We start from the raw sequence: 22,537 nt of genomic DNA, 5'->3' as shown, positions 1-22,537 counted from the left end.
GCGCCAGCCGCATGCGCCAAACCAGCAGGAGGAATACCGTGGACGGACTCGTCATCGACATTGTCGACCTGCCGCGCCAGATCGGTTCATTCAAAGACGTCCACCTAGAGCTGCCAGCTCCCGAGGGACTAGGCACGGAGATTATCGGCGCCCAGCCAGGCACCCCACTCAAGGTGGACGCAGCCCTAACCTCCACTGAAGACGGCGTACTGGTGCGGGCCTCCGCCCGCGCCCATATCCACGGCGAATGCGTGCGCTGCCTGGCAGATATAGACGAAGACCAAAACCTCAGCTTTGACGAGCTCTACCTCCTACCTGAAGTAGCTGCCAGCCAGCACCAGGAGGACGAGGACGAAGGCGAGGAAATCTTCGTCCTGGGGGAGTTCACTTTGGACCTGGAGCCCGCCCTGCGCGACGCCCTAGTCGGCTCCCTGCCCTTCCAGCCCCTATGCGACCCCGACTGCCCCGGCCTGTGCCAAGACTGCGGTGAGCGCCTGGCAGACCTTCCCGAAGACCACCAGCACGAATCCCTCGACCCCCGATGGGCGGCACTAAGCGGCCTGCTGCAGGAAGTCCCCAGAGCTGCCCAGCAGCCCGCCAACCCGGAGGAGCAGGCCTAATGGCCCGAAACCGCCGCGACGCTCCACCCGCACGCGAAGACGTACAGACTCTCGTCCATCGCTGGGGGGAACACATTGACCCTGAGCTGCTGGACCTCGCCCTGGCACACCGCTCCTGGGCCAATGAGCAAGGCGGCCTGCCCACCAACGAGCGCCTTGAGTTCCTAGGGGACTCCGTGCTCGGCATTATTGTCACCGAAAGGCTCTACCGCAGTCACCCGGACCTGCCCGAGGGACAGCTTGCCCGCATGCGCGCCGCCACCGTCTCTGAGCTGGCGCTGGCCGAGGTGGCCCGCGACCTGGGCCTTGGGGAGTTCATCAAGCTGGGGCGCGGAGAAGCTATGTACGGTGGCCGGGACAAGGACTCGATCCTGTCCGACACTGTTGAAGCCCTCATTGGCGCCACCTACCTAACTAAGGGCATGGAACCAACGCGCGTGGTCGTAGAACGGCTGGTCTCACGCTTCCTTGCCACCGCCCGCACGCGCGGCGCTGGATTGGATTGGAAAACCAGCCTGCAGGAACTCTCCGCCGCCCACAGCCTCGGCAACCCCAGCTATCAGGTAAGCGGTTCCGGCCCCGACCACCAGCGCGTCTTCACCGCCCAAGCTCTTGTCGCCGAACAAGTGCGTGGCCGAGGAACCGGCAGCTCCAAGAAAATCGCTGAGCATGAGGCAGCCGAAGCCGCCTACGCCTCGCTCCTAGCCGAGTTTGGCGACGGCGGACTGAACCTACCCGGCGTCAACGAGGCACTGCGCGCCGACCTACTCGCCCAACAGGGCAAAGGCCATGCCTGAACTGCCCGAAGTAGAGTCCGTCCGCCAAGGCTTAGCCCGGCACCTGACTGGCCGTACCGTCCAGCGTGTAGAAGTGCTGGACCCTCGGCCCCTGCGCCGCCAGGAGGGCGGAGCCGAGGCCTTCACCAAGCAACTCACCGGCCGCAGCTTCACCGGGGCGGCCCGCCGCGGGAAGTTCCTTTGGCTGCCCTTGGACGATGGCCGTGCCCTACGCGCCCACCTAGGTATGTCTGGGCAACTACTCGTGCGCGGCACCTCCGCTCAAGCCCAACCTGACGCTACCGTGCTGCAGCACCCCGAGGAGCAGCCGGGGGAGCGGCCTGTAGACCTGACCGCCACCAAAGCCCCCACCCTGGTCCGCGACCTCAGCCTGCAACCCAAGCACCTGCGGGTCCGCCTACACCTGGAGCCGCTGGCGGGCGACGCTCGCACTGGCGCCTCCCTGGACCTGGTGGACCAGCGCATGTTCGGTGGCCTGATCGTTGACGAACTAGTGCCCACCGAGGACGGTCTGCCCGGTGGCCAGGGGGAGGAGCGGGCCGTACTGCCAGCCAGTGCCACCCACATCGCCCGCGACCTGCTTGACCCGCACTTGGATATGGCCGACGCCGTCGCCCGGCTGCGCCGCTCAGGCCGTGGCGTGAAAACTCTCCTGCTGGACCAGGGCCTGGTCTCCGGCGTCGGCAATATCTATGCCGATGAAGGACTGTGGGCTGCCTGCTTGCATGGGCGGCGGCGCGGCAGCGCCCTGAGCAAGAAGGCCGCCGAGCGGCTCCTAGAGGAGACAGCTGTGGTTATGCGCCGCTCTTTAGAAGTCGGCGGCACGAGCTTTGATGCCCTGTATGTGGATGCGGAAGGCGCCCCCGGCTTCTTTGCCCGCAGTTTGGCCGTGTATGGACGCTCCGGGCAGGAGTGCCGCCGCTGTGGCGCGGTGCTGCGTTCAGAAGTAGTGGGCGGCAGAAGCCATGTTTTCTGCCCCCAGTGCCAGACGCGACCGCGCGGCTGAAGTATTGGTGCCTTGAGCTGCCATGGTGCAGCCTTGTTTTTCAATGATTTCGTCCGCGCACTGATAGGCTCCGGAGCATGTCCACAAGTGCAGTCTCTGAGATGGTCCGGGTCATGATCGTCGACGACCATGAGATCGTCCGACGCGGCATTGCGGAGATCATTGACCGCGCCGACGGACTCGACGTCGTAGCGGAGGCCGGTTCACGCACGGAAGCCCTGCGCCGGGCCGAGCTAATGCGCCCCGACGTCGTGCTGGTGGACTTGCAATTGCCCGACGGCACCGGCATCGAGCTTATGCGCGAGCTCCGGGAGGCCGTGCCCGAGGCCCTGCCCATCGTCCTGACCTCCTTTGACGACGACGAAGCCCTGGCCGAGGCACTTGAAGTTGGCGCCCGCGCCTACCTGCTCAAAACAGTGCACGGCGCAGAAATCAGCGAGGTGGTCAAAGCCGTAGCTGCTGGCCGCGTGCTGCTAGACGAGCGGACCGTCACACGTCGCCGCGCCGACCACGACGACCCCACCTCGGATCTAACCAACGCTGAGCGCAAGGTGCTTGAGCTCATTGGTGACGGCCTTTCCAACCGGGAGATCGGCGAACGCCTAGGCGTGGCTGAGAAGACTGTCAAGAACCACATCACCTCGCTGCTAGCCAAGATGGGTCTGCAGCGCCGCACCCAGGTGGCCGCCTGGGTGGCTGGGCAGCGGGCCTCCGGCTGGCGCAACTAGTTTTCTGCCGGGCCGCGTCAAAGGCACACGCCAGGTGAAGCAAGTGCCACGCCTCGCCCCATCTGAGCGTGCTCGGGGCCCAATCACAAAACTGCCGCCGTGCCTGCGTGCTCTCTCCGCCATATTCGCTGTGCCGGAACGGCGTGTGACGCCAGGATCCACGCCGACGCCGTCGTCCCGCACCACAATCTCCACCACCGGTTGCCCCACATAAGGCTCTGAGTCGCCAGAAGCCTGCCCCTTGCCCGCAAAGGGCAAGCACCCACCAGAATCAAGCGCGCCAACCTCGGCACCACCGGTGCCCGGCAACCCCTCGAGCTTCACATCCACCGTCACTGAGGAAGCGCGGGCATGGCGGGCCACATTGCTTAGACCCTCGCGCACCACAGCCACCATGTCATCGCCAATATCCTCGGCGATCGCTGCGTCAATTGCGGTGATGAGCTGATCCTCAGTGCCGCGTTCCGCATGAGACAGACCGACGCCGTCGACACTCAAAAGCAGCGAGGGCGCAAAACCCAAGGAAGTGCGGGCCAAGGAAGCCTCCCGCCGCAGCCGCTCCACCAAGCTCACATCCTCGTCCCGGTCCCGCAGGGAACGCACAATGGAACGGATCTGGCGCACGGAGTCATCCACTGCGCTCAGCGCACTATCCAACACCTCAGCCACCCTCTGACAGTCCAGCTTCTCACCGGAGCGCAGGCGGTCCCGCGCAGCTGAAATCTGCATGCCGGTGGCGAATAGCTGCTGGATAGCCAGGTCATGCAAGTCCCGACCGATCTGAGCGCGCTGGTCCAGCAAGGTAGCCATTTCTTCAGCGTGCTGGGCGTCTGCCAGTTCAAAGGCCATGGTGGCCTGCCCTGCCACGAGCTCGGCGATCTCCAGATCCTGCGCGGTGAAAGGCGGCTCCCCGAGGTCACGCAGCAGCAGTATCACCCCGACGCCTCGGCCACGGTGGATCATGGGGGCGTACAGGGCCGGGCCAAATTGGGCTAGCACCGGGACCAGCAGGTCATGGTCCTGGGCGGCCTGTGCCAGCGATTCAACGATGGTCCCGGTCTGGTGCCTGAGGGTGGTGATAGCCCGGCCCTCGGGCGGGAAGAAGGTGCCAAGCAACTCATTGGCGTGTTTGCCTTCCGCTATCTCACAGACCCAGGTCTCGCCGATGCTGGGCAGAATGAGTGCGGAAGCATCGGCCCGCGCCACCTCCCGCACTCGCTTGGCGATGAGGGTAAGGGCGTCGTCCTCTTCCGCCCCGGACAGGAGGGTTTGGGTGAGCTCCTGGGAGACTGCCATCCACTTCTCACGGTCACGAGATTCGCGGTAAAGGCGCGCATTTTCGACGGCGACGGCGGCGGCGTCGGCGAGCATGAGCACGGTGGTTACATCGGTCTCGGTGAAGCCACCGGGCTTGTCGCCCAGGTAGAGGCGCCCGTAAACCTGGGAGTGCAGACGCAGTGGCGCTGACAGGAGACAGCCCGGGCTTTCTCCCTCAATTTGGCCGGTAAAGGCTTGGGCTACGGATAGATCGTTGTTTACCACCACGCCTGCGCCAGCCGGGCCAATGGGCTGCGCCTGGGAAGCGTGACCTGCCAGTGCCTCCGGGCTTAGCGTTGGTTCTCCCATGCTCACGGGGGCATTGGGGTCGGTATCCGCCTTGTTGAGGACGGTGATGGTCCCCCATTCGGCTCCGGTCAGCGAGCAGGCGGAGTCCGCCAGGCGCCGGAGGGCGTCGGGCACGCGCAGGGAGCTGGTGAGACGCAGGGCTGCTTTGACCAGCTCTGTGGCGCTTAGAGGTGGGCTGTCTAGTGCAGAGTTAGTTGGACTGTGCTGATCTGAGTGGATCGCATAAGCCAGGCGGGAGCCAGGTGTGGAAACAGACGACTTAGGTGTCGATGGCGTGGGCTGTGGCTCATTCACGGTTCTTATCCTCTTGGGTGAGGGACCAGCGGTAGTTCTCTGAACGTTGCTGCAGCTCAGCGTGGGTACCCCGATCAAGCACTCTAGCTGGGCTGGCGGGCTCGCTGGTGTTGTGGCCAAGAATCAGCACTTCGTCTGCTGCATTGAGAGCACTTAGCCGGTGCGTCACCAAGAGTATGCCGCGGAGCTGGGAGTCAGCACCGGCCTCCGTCGTGCCAGCGTTTAGCAAATCGGTAACCAGCGCGTCAGCGGTGGCGGGGTCCAAATGTTCGGCTGGCTCATCCAGCAGCAGCAGGGAAGCGGGGGAGGCTAGGGCGCGGGCAAGCAGCAGACGGCGTCGCTCACCCCCAGAAACATCCCGGGCATCCGCACCCAAAACAGTGTCCAAACCCTTAGGCAGAGCCGCCAGCCAGGGGCCCAGCCCAGCACGCTCCAGCAAGGCGCGCGCCTCCTGGGGGCTGAGCGTCCCGTTGGCCACCCGCAGATTCTCCAGCACAGTGGTGGAGAAGATATGGGCGTCTTCCGCAGTCATGACTACCCGATTGGAGACTTCCTCACGTGCAGCCCCCCAGGGCTCGCCGTCGTCAAGCAACAGACTGCCAGCCTTAGGCTCCAACAGGCCTGCCAGGGTGAGCAGCAGAGTGGTTTTTCCGATGCCGGAGGGGCCAACTATGGCCAGCCGCCGTCCAGGATGCAGGTCCAGGTCAATGCCTTCAGCCACTGCCGGTCCAGCAGGCCAGCCCACAGCCAGCCCGCGCGCCCGCAGTACGGGGCCATTGCTTGCAGGCTGCGCCAAGCTATGGGTTTGGGGCACGCGGGCAGCAGAGTCTTCAGCAGATTCCACCAATTCCACCACTCGCTGTGCCGCTCCCGCCGAACGCACCAGCTGCACAGTGGCGGGGCCTAAGGCCGCGTTAGCCTCGAAGGCAGCCAAAGGCACTAAAACGGTTACCGCCAGCATCACTGGGGCGAGGCTGCCATTCGTCACGGCTGGAACTCCCAGAATGATGCTGCCGACCACAGCAATAGCCATACCGGCTTGATCCAGTATCGCAGCCCAAGCAGCTGGCCGGGCGGCCAGGTCCCGGCTACGGGCCAGCCGGGCCTCAGCCCCAGCCAATGCCCCCATGACTCCGTCTAAGCTATCCGCCACAGCCAACTCGCTGCCGCCATCAAGCACGGTGAGAGCCAGTGCCGAGACTTCCTTTGACTCCTCCTGGCGGGCTAGCTCAGCACGGCGGGCAGCCTGCATAGTGGCCAGCGGGCCCCCCAAGCCAGAGAGCAAAAGCCCCAAGGCCAGCACTAGGGCGGAGGCCGGGTGGATCACGGCCACAAGCACCGTTGTTGCTATCCCCAGGCAGCCCGCCACCCACATGGGCAGATAGGAGCGGACTAAAAGGTCCCCTACGGCGTCGACGTCACTGCCTACCCGCGCTAGCACATCACCACGCCGTAGACCAGCCACAGTGTCTGTGCGTGAGACGGAGAGAATCTCGTACAGGCGGGTGCGCAGAGAGGTCATGCCGCGTAGGGCAACGTCATGAGAGACCAAACGTTCGCAGTAGCGCGCGATGGGACGGGAGACCCCAAAGAAGCGCACCGCCACCGGGGCCACACCTAGGGCCACTACCTCTGGAGTCTGGGAGGCGCGGGCTATCAACCAGGCGGCCACCGCTGAAAGCCCGACGGCGCAGACCAGGCCAAATACGCCCAGGGCTACAGACATAGCGAAGCGACGCCGGTCCAGGTCCACCAATTCAAGGGCTCGGTGCAAGGCCTGCCGCTCCCTGGCGTTTAAGAGCAAGATGGTTTTCTCATTTGAGGTGCTCATGCGGTGGTCACCACCTTGGCCTTCGAGCTGGCGGCAGGGAAGTTGCTGTCCTGGGAGTTTGCCTCAGCTGAGTCTGCGTCGGCAGCAGCCAGGCCAAGGCTGGTGGCGGTTAGGGATGGGTCTGGTTGCGAACTGACCTGGATAACCTGATCTGCAATGGCTACCAGGGCTGCGCGGTGTGCAATCACCACGACGGTGCGGCCAGCCTGTCGCAGGGTACGCACCGCCTGCACTACATGGGCTTCACTGGCAGCATCCAGGTGGGCCGTGGGCTCGTCAAGCACCACAAGTGGGGTGCGAGCTAGGAGCGCACGGGTTAAAGCCAGGCGTTGGCGCTGTCCCACCGATAGGCCTTGGCCACCCTGGCCCAGGCGAGTGTTCCAACCAGCGGGCAACTGTTCCACAACCTCATCAAAGCCAGTGTTGCGCGCAGCCTCCAGGAGTTCTGCAGTGGCCGCTGTAGATGCCGGCTCTGCCATGCCTGCAGCGCTTTTTGCCGCATAGGGGCTTGCGACGACGTCGCCGGTGGTGCTTGCGGTCTCTAGGACATTGGCCAGCACCGTGCCCGGGACAATGGCGGGGCGTTGTGGTACCCAGGTGATTTGCCCCCACCAGGAAACGGGGTCTACCTGGGCCAGTTCAAGGCTTTCCACGTTACCCGCAGTCCCTGGGGCTGTTTCGGATTGGGGGCACGGCAGCAGCCGGATGGTGCCTGACCCGGCAGGCAAGAGTGACAGCAGCACTTGTGCAGTGGTGGTTTTGCCAGCTCCTGAAGCGCCGGTGAGGGCCACCAGAGTGCCTGGCTGGATTATGGCGCTGAGGTCTGCGGGGGCCCAAGCACCGCGTGCAGCCACACTCAGGTGCTCAATGCTGATGGCAGTGCGAGAAAGATCTGGGGCTGGCTGGGCACCGCGCTCAGGGCGGGGCGTGTCCAATACTTTGAACACTGCCTCTGCGGCGGCCACGCCGTTAGCTGAGGCATGGAAATGGAAGCCGACCTGCCGCAGAGGCTGATAGACCTCCGGGGCAATCATGATGACCAGTAGGGCAGTGCCTAGGTCCATGTATCCATAGAGCAGCCGAAAACCGGTTTCTACCGCGATGATCGCAACGGAGAGGGTAGTGATGAACTCCAGCACTGCTCCTGACAGGAATGCGATTCGCAGCGTGGACATGGTGGTGGCCGTATATGCCTCACCCAAGGCGCGTACGCGCTTGCCAGGGCCATGTTCGCGGCCCAAGGCTTTGAGAGTAGGTAGCCCCGCCAAGAGATCCAGCACTTGCCCGCCTAATTGCTCCATGGTTTTGAGTCGTTCAGCTGAGTGCTTGGCGGTCATCCGCCCCAGCATGATCATGAAGATGGGGATTAGGGGGATCGTGAGCACCACGGCAATGGTTGAGGGCCAGTCCTGGGTGAGCATGACGGCCACAGTGGCGGGCGTGACCGTGGCAGCCAGTAACAGCTGGGGCAGGTAGCGGGTGAAATAGGGCTCCAGATCTTCTAGCCCCCGAGTGAGCAGGGTGGCGGTGTCTACAGAATTTTGTGCTTGCCAGCGTGGCCCCAGCGCCACGGCATGCCGCAGCACCTGGGCGCGCAGGTCGGTAATGGTGGCGGTAGCAGCCCGATGGGCGCGCGATTCCTGCACATGTAGCACTACCAACCGTAGGCAGAAGACCAGGGCGAGGCCCGCCACCAGCGGGGTGATGTCACTCCAACTGGCCTTGCCATCGATTACGGGGGAGATAGACCGGGAGATTAGAACGGCTTGAGCTACCACTAAGGCGGCGGTGAGCGTGCCGGTGATCGCTGTGAGGATGATGTAATGACGGGCTGCGCGGGCGTAGCGCATGAGCCTGGGGTCCAGTGGCTTCACAATCCCAAGGATAGGGGACTGGGGCTTATGTCCCATCCGACCTGCCCGCCGCAGCGGATCAGCGCCGCCTGCTCTAGGTCTGCCAGCACTGCCCGCCCCTGGTCCAGAGATGCTTGAGGGCTGTGCCACCCAGGTGGTGGCACAGCCCTCAACCGTTGTGCAGCAGCTCAGTGCATGGCTGTAGCAGGCTGCTTGGAATCCCGGATCTTGGTGGGGTGCAGTCCCCCAACTGTGGGATCGATCTTTTCTGCGTGGATGCGCGCGGAGAAGACCTTGTAGCCCCAGATGGTGTAGGCCAGCACCATCGGCACGAAGATCACTGCCACGACGGTCATGATCTTCAGTGTTATGTCAGCAGAAGCTGCCTGCTGGATGGTCAGTGAGTAGGCCGAGTTGATGGAGGACTTCATGACATTCGGGGCCATGGCGGCGAAAACGAACACGACAGCGAAGGCGATTCCGCCAAAGTGCAGCCAGAAGGCGGGCTTCTCCTTACCCTGCAGTGTCAACAGCAGGGAGCCAATTAGAGACAGCGCCGCCAGCACGAGTGGTAGCCAGGCCAGAGCGTTAGGCGAGTAGGCCAGCTGCGCCCACAGCGCCCATACGGCTGTAACCGCGGTGGAGGCTAGAGCAGATTTCTGAGCAAAAGTCTTGGCCCGGTCAGACAGCTCGCCCGCCGTCTTCAGCGCTACGAACAGCGCGCCGTGCGTGAGGAACAGCAGGCAAGTCACCACTCCACCCAACACAGTGAAGGGCGTCAGCAAGCTGAAGAAGCCGCCGGTGAGCTGGTGAGAAGCGCCAGCCAAGAGCGTGTCAGCAGGCACTTTTTCAGGGCTGATGACGCCTCCAGTGGCGGTCTCCACAACCTCAATCTTCATGCCCTGGACCAGGTTGGCGAAGGCAGCGCCCCAAAGGATAGAGGGGAGCCAGGCTGAAACTATGTGTGCCCAGTCCCAACGGTCCCGCCAGGTCTGGCAGTTGATTTTGCCACGCCACTCCAAGGCGCAGATACGCACGATCAGGCACAGCAGGATCAGGAACAAGACCAGGTAAGCACCTGAGAAAAGGGTGCCGTACCACTCTGGGAAGGCGGCGAAGGTGGCGCCGCCAGCGGTGAGCAGCCAGACCTCGTTGCCGTCCCAGTGGGGACCAATGGTGGAGAGCATGGCGCGGCGCTCACGCTCATCCCGGCCCAAGATGCGCAGCAGCATGCCGACGCCAAAGTCGAAGCCCTCAAGGGTGAGGTAGCCGATCCATAGGACCGCGATCAAGATGAACCAGAGAATGGAGAATGTCATGTCTTGTACTTCCTCTCGGCTCAGTACTCGAAGGAAAGGACGTGCTTCTCGGACTTGCCTGTGGCCTTGTCCTTAGTCACCGAGGCGTGCGCACCTTCACGGATGTAACGGCGCAGCAGCATGAACCAGACCACGCCAAGCGCGGCGTATAGGAGCGTAAACAGCACCATGGAGGCGAGCACGGTGGGGGAGGAGACAACGGTGGAGACACCGTCAGCGGTGCGCATATAGACCTGCGACATGGGGTCCGCCAGGTTGGGGGCCACGACCCAGGGCTGACGGCCAATCTCCGTGAAAATCCAGCCGAAGGTGGCTGCCAAGAAGGGAAGTGGCAAGGTCCATAGAGCGAGCTTGCCTAGTCTGGGGCTGGTGATAATCCTGCCCTTGCGAATCATCCACAGACCAACCGAGCCAATAGCTAGTGAGATCATGCCTAGACCGATCATTAGGCGGAAGCTCCAGAAGGTGGTCATCTCGTCAGGCGTGTAGTCCTTGCCAGCGCCATAGCGCTGCTCGTACATGGCTTGTGCATCTTTGAGTCCCATAACCTTGGCACTGGGGTCATTGGTGGCCATGAAGGAGTAGATGCCGGGAATAGTGATGAGGTGCATGGCAGAGCCGTCCTCACACTTACCAAAGGCGGCAACGGTGAAACCGGCCCTTTCCTGTCCTTCACAGAGCAGCTCAGCCGCAGCCATTTTAGCGGGCTGTTGCTCGACGACTACCTGCCCCTGGGTGTGGCCGGTGACAACGGCCAGCAGTCCAGCCACGATTACGGTGACGGCGCCGAAGTGAGCCATCCGTCGCCACAGCCCGTGAGCTTCTTGCTCCTGCTTGGCTGCAGCGGCCTTAACCATCCACCACACGGAGACGCCGAAGATGACCGTGCCAGCAACTAGGAAGGAGGTGCTCAGCACGTGCAGGACCGTGGTGATGAGAAGCTCGCTGGTGAGCACTTCGATGAAGCCACCAAAGCCGTCAAGTTCAGCACGGCCAGTGGTGGGGTTGATGACAGCGCCAACGGGGTGCTGCATCCAAGAGTTTGCCGCCAGGATGAAGAAAGCAGAGATATTGGTGCCCAGGGCCACCATCCACATGCTCAGGTTATGGAGCTTGGGGGACAGTCGGTCCCAGCCAAAGATCCACAGGCCCAGGAAGGTGGACTCCATGAAGAAGGCCAGCAGGGCTTCGAAGGCTAGTGGTGCGCCGAAGATATTGCCGACAAAGCGGGAGTACTCGGACCAGTTCATGCCGAACTGGAACTCCTGGACGATGCCGGTGGCGACGCCGAGGGCGAAGTTAATCAGGAGGATGTTCCCAAAGAACTTAGTGGCCCGCAGCCACTGCTCGTTCTTGGTCCGCAGCCAGCGGAGCTCCATCAAGGCGACCAGCGGGGATAGGCCGATGGTCAGAGGCACGAGGATGAAGTGGTAGACGGTGGTGAGGCCGAACTGCCACCGAGCAAGGTCGAGGGAGTCCAACGCCATTGGGGCGAGCGCCATCGATGCCCCTTTCAAGAGTGCTTATGGGATAAATAACCGGGTTCGGGACGATGGTCCCGAATCCCGGCAAGTATAGGGTTTTCCTGACTGCTTGTCTCCGTTGTGTATGCGGCATGTGCCTCGATCGGGTAACGGATCAAGGTCCCATGGTTGCTACGGCGCAGCGCAGATGGAAACACAGTCGCTGCCTGGCGTCATCAGAGCTCGGCTTATGCGATACTCAGCATGGCGTTGCGGCCCCCCGTACCGGGCTGCCGCGTCCGAGCCAGTCCGACGATCCCGTCGGGGACCTTGCGCCGCTTAAGCGTCGCCGCAGTCCCCGGTTGCGCAGACGCCGTCCCGGCCCGTCGCTCCATCAAGGGAGCGCACCCACAGACTTTCCGCCCCAAGGGGCGAACAACCGCATCAGATCCCCGCAGGTACGGCGGTGGTGACGGTGCCCGGAGAGTGCCCTGAAGCATGGCCCGCAAGATTGAGAAGGACGCCGCCGTCGCGACCGAGGCCCCGGAGGCTGCAGCTGAGGAGACCACCCCAGCGGCCCCGAGCAGACGCCGTCGGAAGGTGACCGCTGCCCAAACCACTCCTAAGAAGAGTGCGCCCGCCCGCGGCAAGAAACTCCCAGAGGAAGCTGCTGGCGACGCACAGGAGACCGACGCCCCCACCTCTGCGCCTGCCGCTGAACAGACTGAAGTCCCAGCGGTCAAGAAGCCGGCTCGCCGCAGCCGCAAGAAAGCTGCGGCTAAAGCCGAGGAGGCACCCGCCGAGCCGGTGGACGCTGCAGACCAAACTGAGACAGGATCAGCTGTTAAGGAACCAGTTGCTGAGAACTATGCCGAGGCGCAGCAGACTGCAGAGGTCCCTGCAGCGCCTAAGCGCCGCCGTCGCAAAGTCACCGCCGCTACCCAGGCCCCGGAAGCTGCTCCCGCCCCTGAACCGGTAACCGCCGCGCAGCCGGTGCTGGAGGAAGATGAGTTGCTGGAAGAGGCAGCGGAGGCGGAGACCCCGGAGGAGGACACCGACGACGCCGCGCAGCCTGAGGAGGAGCCGCGCCTGCCCGCCGCCTCCCTCCTATTCCAAGCCCCCGACCCCGCCCGTGCTAAGCGCCGCCGTCGCAAGGTGACCGCCGCCACCCAGGCCCCCGAGACGGCTCCCTTAGCTACGCAGCCAGAGCTGGAAGCCCCAGCGAAGGCAGACTCTGAAGTTAGCGCCACCGCGGTGGAGACTGAGGAGGCTTCGGCTCCGGCTAAGCGCCGCCGTCGCAAAGTCACCGCCGCCGCCCAGGCCCCCGAGGCGGCTCCGGTAGCCGCGCAGCCCGAGCGCGCCGTGAGCGACGATGCCCCTGAAGATGCAGAGACCGAAGACTCCCTAGAGGAAGCTGCGGAGGAGGCCGCCGAGGAGACAGGCCGCACCGGACGCAAGCGTCGCCGCGGTGGCCGCGGCCGCCGCTCCCGCACCCGCTCAGACGAGGCCACCGAGCTCTCCGCCGAAGAAGCTGAAGACGAGCCCGCGGCGGAGCCCGAGCCCAGCGAGGAGGAGGACACCGAGCCCAGCGAAGGCTCCTCCCGCCGTCGGCGCCGCCGTCGCACCCGCACCCGCTCAGAGCGCTCCGAATCCCGCGACCTGCGCGATGAGATCGCCGCCCCCAAGGGCTCTACCCGCCTGGAGGCCAAGCGTCAGCGCCGCCGCGAAGGCCGCGCCGCCGGACGCCGTCGCCCCATCGTCACCGAGTCTGAGTTCCTGGCTCGCCGTGAGTCCGTGGACCGGCAGATGATCGTGCGCGAGCAGGATGGCCTAAACCAGATCGCTGTTCTAGAGGACGGGCTGCTGGTGGAGCACTACGTGGCCCGCCATACGCAGACCTCCATGGTCGGCAACGTGTATATCGGCCGCGTGCAAAACGTCCTGCCTTCCATGGAGGCTGCCTTCGTAGACCTAGGCAAGGGCCGCAATGCTGTGCTCTACGCCGGTGAGGTCAACTGGGATGCCGCCGGGATGGAAGGCAAGCCCCGCCGCATCGAGGAAGCGCTCTCCAGCGGCGACACCGTGCTAGTGCAGGTCACCAAGGACCCCATCGGTCACAAGGGCGCCCGGCTGACCAGCCAGGTCACCCTTGCCGGCCGCTATCTGGTGCTAATCCCCGGTGGCACTATGACCGGCATCTCCCGCAAGCTCCCCGACACCGAGCGCTCCCGCCTTAAGAAGATCCTCAGGAAAGTCGTTCCGGACGACGCCGGCGTCATTGTGCGCACTGCCGCCGAGGGCGCTAGCGAGGAGCAGCTTGCGGCGGATGTCCAGCGCCTAGTCAAGCAGTGGGAGTCGATCGACAAGAAGGCCAAGCAGGTGCTTTCTGGCTCCGGCAAGGCTCCAGTCCTGCTCAAGGGTGAACCTGAGTTGGCCGTGCGCGTGGTCCGTGACGTCTTCAACGAGGACTTCAAGACGCTTATCGTCTCTGGCGCCGAAGCCTGGGCGACCATCAGCGAGTACGTTACTGAGCTTTCCCCAGACCTGGCTGACCGGCTGGTCCACTGGGTGGAGCGAGATGACGTCTTTACCGCCCACCGAGTGGATGAGCAGCTGGCCAAGGGCTTTGACCGCAAGGTCTGGCTACCCAGCGGCGGCACCCTCGTCATTGACCGCACCGAAGCCATGACCGTTATTGACGTCAACACTGGACGTTTTACCGGTGGCGCTGGCGGCACCCTAGAGGAGACGGTCACCCGCAACAATCTTGAGGCCGCTGAGGAGATTGTCCGCCAGTTGCGCCTGCGCGATATCGGCGGCATGGTGGTGATCGACTTCGTGGATATGGTGCTGGAAGCCAACCGAGATCTGGTGCTCCGCCGCTTGGTGGAGTGCCTGAGTCGGGACCGCACCCGCCACCAGGTCACCGAGGTCACCAGCCTCGGCCTGGTCCAGATGACCCGCAAGCGCGTGGGACAGGGCCTGGTGGAGGCCTTCTCCACTCCCTGTGACTGCTGTGGCGGGCGAGGCTTTATCGTCCACGAAGACCCGGTGGAGAACCAACAGGTTGATATGTCCGCCTCCGCTGCCCGTAGTTCTGGGCGTGGGCGTGGCCGCAAGGGCCAGGAGGAGACGCCTGCCAGCAGTCGCAAACGCTCCGGCGCGGATAAGACCGTTGAGGTCCTCGAACCGGTAGACGACGCCGCCCGCGCAGCTACCCGCGATGCTCTCGCACAGATTGCTGCCGCAGCCGAGCAGGCCCATAAGGAACGCTAAAGGGTAGCTCCTGGCGCCGCCTGTAAGCCCCAAGGGCCCGCAGGTGGCGCCAGAGCAACTGCACCAGGGGTAGGACACTAAGCGCCGGGGCACCCAGTGCGCCTTAGGGCTGCAGCGCTTGAGCCGGAGAGAACCGCCGCCCCACCCACCGGGCTAGGAGCCCATGCCGCGGGGCCAGCAGCCAGGCCAGAGCGAAGCCCACCGTGAGCACCAAGACGATGGTGGCGCCGGTGGGCACGTCCACGGACCATGACAGGTACAAGCCAAATACCCCGGCCCCAGCCCCGATAACCGGGGCGAGCACCAGCATGCTCCCCAGCCGGTCAGTCAGCAGCCGGGCGGTGGCCGCCGGGGTCACCAGCAGCGCCAACACCAGCACATTCCCAATGGTCTGCACGGAAATCACCACTGCCAGAGATACCGCCACGTAGAGCAGCACATCCAAAGCCAGCACCGGCAGCCCGGCAGCGCGCGCAGTTTCTCGGTCCAGACTCACAGCCACCAGTGGCCGGTGAAACAGCGCCAGCGCCCCCAGCACCAGGGCACCCCCGCCCAGCGCCACTGGGATATCGGAGGCTGGCACCCCCGTGATGGACCCAAACAAGAAGCCCTGCAAACTGCCGGCATAACCGGGGGCACGGGCGATTATCACCACGCCCAACGCAAAGGCCCCCACAAACAGCACCCCGATCACAGAGTCTTCTTTTAGGCGCCGATTCTGGCTTAGCAAGGCGACCAGCACGGCTGTGGCCACCCCAGCCACCGCCCCGCCTAATACCAGGGAGCCCGATACCAGGAAGGCCACTGCCAGGCCGGGGAAGACGGAGTGAGCCACGGCGTCGCCAATAAAAGCCATGCCGCGCAAAACCACATGCACCCCAACCACCCCACATACCAGGGCACAGACCACCGCCATGAGCAGGGCGCGCGGTAAGAAGGACAGCACCGGGTTGAACAGGTCGTTGATGAAGTCAATAGGGGTCAGCACGCGGCCACTCCTAGGGCGGTGAGCAGGGGGTTATCGGGGCGTACCGAGAAGGTGCGGATCCAGGTCTCGGCAGCGGATACCTCAGCAGGGGTGCCGACGGCGATTACGGTCCGATTTACCAGGCAGAGGCGGTCACATTGGGCGCGTGCGCCAATGAGATCGTGGGTGGTCATAAGCACGGCGCAGCCCTCTGCTGCCAGGTCTTTGAACAGGTCCATCAGCAGCTCCTGAGTGGGCATGTCCAGGCCTGTAAAAGGCTCATCCAGCAGCAATACGGCAGGCTTCAGGGCTAGCGCCCGGGCAACCAGCACTCGTTGACGTTGGCCACCGGAGAGCTCACCCACGGGACGCGCCCCCAAGCTGTCCATGCCTACACGCAGTAAGGCGCGTTCCACCGCCACATGGTGCTCCTTGCGGGGGCGTCGCAGCAGTCCAAGGCGCACGGTGACAGCGCCCAATACGGCGTCGCGCACGCTGATCGGGAAGTCCCAGGCGAACTCATGACGCTGGGGCACATACCCGATCTGCCCAGCGACCTGCACCGTTCCACCCCGCTTGGGCGTAAGTCCCAGGACAGCGCGCAGCAGGGTGGTTTTGCCAGCGCCATTAGGGCCGATTAAGCCCACCAGTTCACCGGGATGGACCGCCAGGTCGACGTCGTGAAGGACCTGCCGCCCACCTAAGTCCACGGCTAGGTTGGTGACGGCGAGCGCAGGCTGGCTCATGCTTGGGGCTCCCCGGTGGTGGTGGCAGAGCCGAGAGCGGGTGCGGTGAGCTCCGCGAGGGCTGCAGGGTCTGGCTCGGGTGTCGGGGCGGAGGCGTGCACCTCCGCGATGGCGGCAGCTCGCTCAGCGGCAGACCGCCGGCGGGACTGAGCCAGCACCCAAAGCAGTGCCGCCACCAGGGCTAGTGCGAGGGAGCCAATCACGTACCACAGGTACTGACTGCCTGCGGCGCTTCCGGAAGCAGGGCTGCTGCCTGCAGGGGTGGAGGTTGCCGGAGTTGTCCCAGCTTTAGCTGCCTCTGGCCCGGCCAGCTCCTTGGAACCGACCTCGGCGGCCCAGGGGACTGCGGCTTTCAGTGCGTCGTCGCTAGAGGTCTGGCTGCCCACGGCGAAGCGCAGAGTGGAGGTGGCTTGCACGGTCCTGCCGTCGACGGTCTGAGCTTCAAAGCTGAGCCGGGCCAGGTAGATGCCGGGCTGGGTGAACACCCAGTTGGCGTGCACATGCGTATTGACATCCACCCAGACGTCCTGCGGCTGCTCCTTTTGCCCATCAACCAACAGCAGCGGCTCCCCAAAGGTGCCGTTCTGCAGGAACATCCAAGACTTGCCAGGGCCGGTGACTGGCCCAATGCGCATGGTGGCGCCGCGGTCCACCAGCTTGGTGACGCCGGGGTCCTGCGTATTCCAACCTAACCAAACCACATCTGGGCTCTGCGTCTGGGGGACCACGTACCAGCGCTCCCCGGCTTGGCCGCCCATAAAGGAGTAGGCCGGCTCAGTGGGGGCGTCCAGGAGGGCTGAGTCAGTTACCTGCAGGACGGTCTGGTCTAGATCGCGCCACACGGGTGTGGCTCCAGAGTCATCGCGGGCTTGCACGGTCCACTTGCCCTCCACCACCCGTGGGCCGACATCCACATGACCGGCTTTGACGGTGGTGGGCTCAGCGGAGCTTGACTCGTCGGCGGTGACAGTCTGCTGGAGAGCGGGGTCGGTGGCGTCGTCACCGGGGGCAGCTAAGGCGGCGGGGCCACCGGCCAGCAGTGGGGCCAGCAGGGCGGTGAATAGCAGCCAGCTGGGGCGACGGCGTCGGGTGGAGCGGCTAAATGAGCGGCCAGCTACGGAGGTGGGGTGAGCAAAGCGGGCAAGGCGGAGCGGCATGTAATTCCAATCGGGTAGGGGAGGGGCCCGGAGGGCCTAAGGGAGAGGGGGTAGCAGTCAGGAACTTGCTGGCGCACCCCCGAGGCATTGGGCCAGTGAGCGGGCATTGAAACGCATCATCTCCACATAGGTAGGTGCGCCGGAGTCCAAGGTGTCCCCGTATAGCGGGCAAACCCGCACGCCCGCGTCCTGTGCAGTGCTGCGCAGGGTGGAGCGGGTCCGGGCCAAGTTGGGCTCCAGGAATACGGCGGGGATTGCCAGATCTCGCAAAGTAGTGGAAAGGCGCACCCGGTCAGCCACTGAAGGTTCCACACTGGGGTTGGGGGCCACGAAGCCAGAGACCTCTAATCCGTAAGCCTTAGCCAGGTAGCCGTAGGCATCGTTGGTGGTGACCAGACGGCGTCGCTCCGCGGGGATCGTGGCAATGGTGGCGGCAACCTGCGCGTCTAGGGCATCAAGCTCACTGAGGTAGGCGGCGGCCCTGGCGCGGTAGGTGCTGGCGCCAGCAGGGTCCACCTGCTCCAGAGCATCGCGAATCACACGGACATAGGCAGCGGCATTGTGCACGTCATGCCACAGGTGGGGGTCGATTTCTCCATGCACATGCTTGCCGAGCACCGCCTGGGGTAGCACGTACACCGGGGCGCCCGGCTCCCCCAGGAAGCGGAAGCCGCTGGCCCCCGGCACCTGAGTGACAGTGCGTGGGGGCACTTCAATAACCGTGCTATCCAGGCTCTTGGTTTCCATGCCTCCGGCGCCACTGGCGGCGTCCACTGCTAAGTTCACGCCTCCGGCGTCCAGGTCCACGGTGATATCGGCGTGCCCGGCGGAGAGGACTTCGCGCCCCTCGGCAGTGGCGAGCTCTTGGGCACTGACCCCTACGGCGAAGACCGCCGTGGCGGGCTTTAGCTGCACCGGAGTAGCTGCTGGGGTGGGGCGGAGACGGGCCTGGAAAGTGACCCGATAGATTCCCGGCAGAGTGAAGGCCCAGCTCATGTGTTGGTGCGCGTTGGCAGGCAGGACTGTGGTGTCGGCGGCGTAGCCATCCCCGGCGTCGAAGCCATCGGTGGAAGAGAAGCCGATCTCCGGCTGGCCGAAAGAAGTGGTCAGGTAGGCGGCGGCTTGGCCGGGGCCCTCAACGCCGGTGGCAGTTAGGTCAATGGTTGAGGCCCGGGTGGCGCCGTGTTGCTTGCCGTCTCCGGCTACCCGCATGCCCAGCCAGACGGTGTCCAGGCTGCGGTCTTCCACCAGGGGCAGGATGGTGGCGCCGTGTTTGGCGGCGGCTTCTGCCACAGACACGGAGGTGGAAGCCGCTGGCAGGTTGGCGTCCAGGGTGCGGATGATGGCGTGCTCCTCCAATAGCAGGTAGTTGGAGAAGGCTAGATCTGCGTAGGCGACGTCGCGTACCGAACGCAGGGAAGGTTCCCAAGAGTGGGGGTCAGCACCGTCGGGAACCATTTGGGAGACGGTGGCCCGTTCCCCTGCCACCTGTCTGACCAGGTCGGCGAGGATTCCGGTGGTGGTGACTACCCGTAGCTCGCCGTCGGCGTTGGGGGCTAGAGGGTGCACTCCAAAGCGGCATCCGGCGACCGCCAGGGCGGTGACGGCAAGGACCGTCACCGCCCTGGCCAGGCGCTTTGCTGGTATCACGCCTGCGCCCTGTCCCGACGGCGTCGCAGGGCGGCTAGCACTACGCCTGCGGACACTGCCACGAGGGAGGCCCCCAGCAGGGAGGGTGTGCTGACCCCGGTGGAGGCCAGGTTGCAAGCCTTGCCATCGGGGGTGCGGCCCACGGTCTCCTTGATCATCGGACGGCCATTCGGCCCCTTCTCCCCAGTCACCTGCAGACCACTGTTGCCGGTGGCACTGCCGCTCTTGGCGCTGGCTGCAGCGGAGATGAAGGACAGCTCCTCCGGGGCTTTGAGCTTGGCTGCGTCCCCGAGGGCAAAGGTGAGGGTGGTCGGGTCTACCCAGGTGGCGGGCTGCTTGCGGTCATCCTTCACCCGGGCCACCAGGGCACCGCTTTCAGCCACCGGGCCTAGGTCAAAGTGCCCGTCAGTGGCGTCACCGCTGGCGCCCGGACCCACCACAAAGCTCAGGGTGGTGGAGGCCTTGGGCGTGGTGATGGTGGAGCCGGAGCTGGGGGTTACGGACATTTCCAGGCCCACCTTGTAGGTGCCGGGGGCGGTGAAGACCCAGTTGGGGTGGGCGTGGGTGTTCTTGGGCAGCGTGTAGGAGTCACCCACCTTGTCAAAGACGTGCGCGCCCACGCCGGAGCCGAGTTTGCCGGACATGAACACGGCCACGTTGCCCGGGCCGTCCACCGAGGTCAGGGTGTAGACCACCTCGCCGCTAGAACCGTTTACCACTGACTCGTGCTGCGAGTTCAGACCTAGCCAAGGCACACCGGAGATCTGACTGGCTGGAATCATCCACACGTCCTGGCCGGCGACGGAGCTACCTGCGGGAGCCGCGCTAGCACCGGCGCTGGGGGTGGCGGCGTTCGTACCAGCGGAAGCGCCCAGGGCCTTGGCCTCTTCGGCGGTGGCCTCACGGGTCACGATGGTAGGAAGGCATACGGCTGCGCGAGCAAGGCCCGCACCGGAGTGACTGCCATAGGAGCCAGCGTTGTGGCCCACCAGGCCCGCGGGGTTGCCTGCGGCTGAGCCGCCAGTGCTGCCGGAGGTGCCGGTGGAGCTGGTGGCGCCGTTCTGCTGGCCCTGCTCCGGCTTAGCTGGAGCCTTAGTCGCAGGTGCCTGATTCTGGCTGCCACCAGCTTGGCCTGGGTCGGTCATATGCCCGTCGCAAGGGACCTTGCCGACGTCGAGGTGGTACACGCGTTGCAAGGTTGCCTGGGAGGTGCCGTCGGCCTTCTTGGCATGTGCGGTGACTCGTAGCGTGTAGCGGCCCGAGTGGGAGAAGACCCAGTTCACGTGTTTGTGGGCCGGGGTGGGCTGGCTGATGGTGGAACCAGCAGCCTTGAGCTCATAGCCGCCGTCGGTCAGCACGGACTCGGCCTTGCCCAAGGAGGTCAGGAAGGCGTGGATGCTCGCCTCTTTGGGGCCGGTCCAGGACACGTCAAAGGTGGCTGCACCGTAGCCGCCCAGGGCGGCCTCGGTGGTGTCCCAGCCGGGCCAGATCAGAGTGTCCTGGTCCTGGCCGCTCTGGTCCAGGATGTACCCGCGCGCGGGCAGGCCGGGGACGGCGCTGCGGGAAGCCTCAGGGAGTTCGCCCAGAGCGGCCTCTTTGATCTGCATTAGGACGGTGGCCGGATCATGCAGAACTGCTTGGCCGGGCTTGGTGACCGTTTCCTTGAGCTGGAGGCTCAGAGAGCCGGCTGCGTCAGAGGACAGGTTGAGCATGTCGATATGCCCGTGATCCAGGACGGTTTTGACTCCTGCGGGCAGGCACTGTGAAGCATCCTCGGCCTTTGGGCTCGGGCTGGGCGCGGGGGTCGGGGCACCGGGCTGGGGTCCTTCAGGAGTCTGAGGCTTTTTAGAGCTGTCATCCTGGGGCGCCTTAGCAGCGGCGACCGTGACTTTGGTGGCCACGCTGCGGCTGCCGGAGCGGGCGGTGATGGTGCGCTCGCCGGCCTGTGCGGCGGTGGGGGTCCAGGCGGTGGTGGCGCCTTCAGGAGTGGCGGTTACGGTGGCCAACAGTTCGGTGTCGATCAGCAATTCCACTGCGGCCCCGGGGGTGAATCCCTTGGCGGTGATGGTGGCGGGGTGGCCGACTGCGGGGGTGTCACTGACCGCTACGGACAAGGTGGCGGGGTCTTGCGGCTGCTTGGGCGCAGGGGTCTCTGGGGCCTTGGGGGACGGCGTCGGCGTAGGTTGGGGCTGTGGGGTATTGCCCTCTTCGGGTTTGTGAGGGGTGGGCTGGCTGGGGTTTTTGCCATGTTCCTGTGGGGGAGTGGCGCCAGGTGGCGGGGTGGTGGTTTCGGCGAGCTGGTCCTCAGCCGTCGCTTCCGTTCCTACCTGGAAGGTGTAGGTGACGGCGGGGGAAGGCGCCGTTTTAACGCCGTCGGCACTCACAGCCTGATGAGCTAAGCGCACGTGGTAGGTGCCGGGCATGGTAAACAGCCACCTCGCGGCGGTGGGCTGCGCCGCCAGGGCGCTCAAGGCCATGCCGGTGCCCAACTCATAGACAGGCTTGCCGGGATCTGCGGGGGCGGGGGCGGCCAGCAGGGGCTCGGGCTCGTAGTCCTCATTGAGTCCGTGCACATAGACGTGGGCGCCTACCGGCCCGCGTACGGACTCCACCTGGGAGATAATTCTGCCGAAGCGGGGGGAGAGTTTGCTGCCATCCCAGCCGATGGAGAAGGTGCTGAGGTCATCACGGTCACCCCCCAGGAAATAGCCCTTCTCCACGTCCTTAATCCCAAAGGGGTTGACCTTGGGGCCGGTTGCGGGAAGTTTGAAGATCGTGCTGCCCGGGTCTAGCTGTGACTCTCCCCGCTCAGTGGTGTGGACCGTTGTGGTGCTTAGGGCTGCGGGGGAAGCGTCATCTGCAGTGAGTCGGAACAGGTCGACGCGGCCGGAGTCGACGACGGCTGGCTCGGCCGCGTAGGCGGGGGCGGTTAGCCCTGGGGTGCCTACTAGCGCTAAGGCAAAGGTGAAGATGGCGGCGACCAGCCGCATGAGGCGGGCGGGCGGACGGGCGATGGGCGGGGCTAAACGGGCAGGGCTGAGGGATAGGGGCATGGGAACACACCTAATCGGATCGGGAATCATTATCATGTCTAGTAGTAGGACATCTCGGTCGGGAATGCAAGTTTCGGTGGGGCGAATATCGCGTCAGGGGGATTTGACGGCGGACCCTCGCTGCTCCTAAGTTATCGGGAACGACTACCGT

General features: G+C 64.8%; 15 protein-coding genes. 5 read left to right on the top strand and 10 right to left on the bottom strand.

Annotated features, from left to right (window positions below):
* The first annotated feature begins 38 nt into the window (after positions 1-38).
* The 4 genes from DR039_RS01165 to DR039_RS01150 all read left to right on the top strand — a co-directional run bounded on the left by DR039_RS01165 (position 39) and on the right by DR039_RS01150 (position 3,151).
* Positions 39-620, top strand: a complete 582-nt coding sequence (locus tag DR039_RS01165) for a YceD family protein (protein ID WP_172458339.1) — start codon at positions 39-41, stop codon at positions 618-620.
* Entirely contained in the window at positions 620-1,417 is a 798-nt protein-coding gene (gene rnc, locus DR039_RS01160; RefSeq protein WP_111835573.1) for a ribonuclease III, read from the top strand. Before DR039_RS01165 ends, rnc begins: the two co-directional genes overlap by 1 nt.
* Positions 1,410-2,423 carry a bifunctional DNA-formamidopyrimidine glycosylase/DNA-(apurinic or apyrimidinic site) lyase gene (gene mutM / locus DR039_RS01155; protein ID WP_111835572.1) on the top strand — a complete coding sequence of 338 codons (1,014 nt, stop codon included), beginning with the start codon at positions 1,410-1,412 and terminating at the stop codon, positions 2,421-2,423. The genes rnc and mutM overlap by 8 nt, the downstream gene beginning before the upstream one ends.
* A 77-nt stretch (positions 2,424-2,500) precedes the next feature.
* Positions 2,501-3,151, top strand: a complete 651-nt coding sequence (locus DR039_RS01150) for a response regulator (RefSeq protein WP_111835571.1) — start codon at positions 2,501-2,503, stop codon at positions 3,149-3,151.
* Here DR039_RS01150 and DR039_RS01145 read toward each other — a convergent pair.
* From DR039_RS01145 to DR039_RS01125, 5 genes are all read right to left on the bottom strand, one after another.
* Positions 3,071-5,080 (bottom strand): sensor histidine kinase, encoded by a 2,010-nt coding sequence (locus DR039_RS01145; RefSeq protein WP_456318604.1) that lies wholly within the window; start codon positions 5,078-5,080, stop codon positions 3,071-3,073. The two genes, DR039_RS01150 and DR039_RS01145, sit on opposite strands and share 81 nt — an antisense overlap.
* Positions 5,064-6,902 carry a thiol reductant ABC exporter subunit CydC gene (cydC, locus tag DR039_RS01140; RefSeq protein WP_111835570.1) on the bottom strand — a complete coding sequence of 613 codons (1,839 nt, stop codon included), beginning with the start codon at positions 6,900-6,902 and terminating at the stop codon, positions 5,064-5,066. Before cydC ends, DR039_RS01145 begins: the two co-directional genes overlap by 17 nt.
* Positions 6,899-8,776, bottom strand: coding sequence for a thiol reductant ABC exporter subunit CydD (gene cydD, locus DR039_RS01135; RefSeq protein ID WP_197719066.1), 1,878 nt, complete (start codon positions 8,774-8,776; stop codon positions 6,899-6,901). The genes cydC and cydD overlap by 4 nt, the downstream gene beginning before the upstream one ends.
* A gap of 167 nt (positions 8,777-8,943) precedes the next feature.
* Positions 8,944-10,074, bottom strand: coding sequence for a cytochrome d ubiquinol oxidase subunit II (cydB, locus tag DR039_RS01130; RefSeq protein ID WP_111835569.1), 1,131 nt, complete (start codon positions 10,072-10,074; stop codon positions 8,944-8,946).
* 20 nt (positions 10,075-10,094) lie between these two features.
* Entirely contained in the window at positions 10,095-11,576 is a 1,482-nt protein-coding gene (locus tag DR039_RS01125; protein ID WP_111835568.1) for a cytochrome ubiquinol oxidase subunit I, read from the bottom strand.
* A gap of 1,050 nt (positions 11,577-12,626) precedes the next feature.
* On the opposite strand from DR039_RS01125, the gene DR039_RS01120 reads away from it, so the two are divergent.
* Positions 12,627-14,813: an Rne/Rng family ribonuclease gene (locus tag DR039_RS01120; protein WP_456318603.1), complete on the top strand. Its 2,187-nt coding sequence runs from the start codon at positions 12,627-12,629 to the stop codon at positions 14,811-14,813.
* 103 nt (positions 14,814-14,916) lie between these two features.
* On the opposite strand, the gene DR039_RS01115 is transcribed toward DR039_RS01120, so the two are convergent.
* From DR039_RS01115 to DR039_RS01095, 5 genes are read right to left on the bottom strand one after another with little or no spacing between them, the layout of a single operon-like run.
* Entirely contained in the window at positions 14,917-15,801 is an 885-nt protein-coding gene (locus DR039_RS01115; RefSeq protein WP_197719065.1) for an anchored repeat-type ABC transporter permease subunit, read from the bottom strand.
* Positions 15,795-16,526, bottom strand: a complete 732-nt coding sequence (locus DR039_RS01110; RefSeq protein ID WP_111835566.1) for an anchored repeat-type ABC transporter ATP-binding subunit — start codon at positions 16,524-16,526, stop codon at positions 15,795-15,797. The genes DR039_RS01115 and DR039_RS01110 overlap by 7 nt, the downstream gene beginning before the upstream one ends.
* Entirely contained in the window at positions 16,523-17,683 is a 1,161-nt protein-coding gene (locus tag DR039_RS01105; protein WP_111835565.1) for a choice-of-anchor M domain-containing protein, read from the bottom strand. The genes DR039_RS01110 and DR039_RS01105 overlap by 4 nt, the downstream gene beginning before the upstream one ends.
* Positions 17,684-17,740: 57 nt before the next feature.
* Positions 17,741-19,333 carry an anchored repeat ABC transporter, substrate-binding protein gene (locus DR039_RS01100; protein WP_172458338.1) on the bottom strand — a complete coding sequence of 531 codons (1,593 nt, stop codon included), beginning with the start codon at positions 19,331-19,333 and terminating at the stop codon, positions 17,741-17,743.
* Positions 19,330-22,386 (bottom strand): choice-of-anchor M domain-containing protein, encoded by a 3,057-nt coding sequence (locus DR039_RS01095; protein ID WP_111835564.1) that lies wholly within the window; start codon positions 22,384-22,386, stop codon positions 19,330-19,332. The genes DR039_RS01100 and DR039_RS01095 overlap by 4 nt, the downstream gene beginning before the upstream one ends.
* Positions 22,387-22,537 lie beyond the last annotated feature (151 nt).

The organism is Actinomyces bovis, from assembly GCF_900444995.1.
Classification (GTDB): Bacteria; Actinomycetota; Actinomycetes; order Actinomycetales; family Actinomycetaceae; genus Actinomyces; species Actinomyces bovis.
Note: the sequence above shows the minus strand (reverse complement) of the source record. Positions and strands in the feature narration are given on the sequence as shown.

Coding starts and splice junctions, on each gene's coding strand:
- rnc (WP_111835573.1), top strand. CDS start 620: ATGGCCCGAAACCGCCGCGACGCTCCACCCGCACGCGAAGACGTACAG.
- mutM (WP_111835572.1), top strand. CDS start 1,410: ATGCCTGAACTGCCCGAAGTAGAGTCCGTCCGCCAAGGCTTAGCCCGG.
- DR039_RS01150 (WP_111835571.1), top strand. CDS start 2,501: ATGTCCACAAGTGCAGTCTCTGAGATGGTCCGGGTCATGATCGTCGAC.
- cydC (WP_111835570.1), bottom strand. CDS start 6,902: ATGAGCACCTCAAATGAGAAAACCATCTTGCTCTTAAACGCCAGGGAG.
- cydB (WP_111835569.1), bottom strand. CDS start 10,074: ATGACATTCTCCATTCTCTGGTTCATCTTGATCGCGGTCCTATGGATC.
- DR039_RS01125 (WP_111835568.1), bottom strand. CDS start 11,576: ATGGCGCTCGCCCCAATGGCGTTGGACTCCCTCGACCTTGCTCGGTGG.
- DR039_RS01110 (WP_111835566.1), bottom strand. CDS start 16,526: ATGAGCCAGCCTGCGCTCGCCGTCACCAACCTAGCCGTGGACTTAGGT.
- DR039_RS01105 (WP_111835565.1), bottom strand. CDS start 17,683: ATGCCGCTCCGCCTTGCCCGCTTTGCTCACCCCACCTCCGTAGCTGGC.
- DR039_RS01095 (WP_111835564.1), bottom strand. CDS start 22,386: ATGCCCCTATCCCTCAGCCCTGCCCGTTTAGCCCCGCCCATCGCCCGT.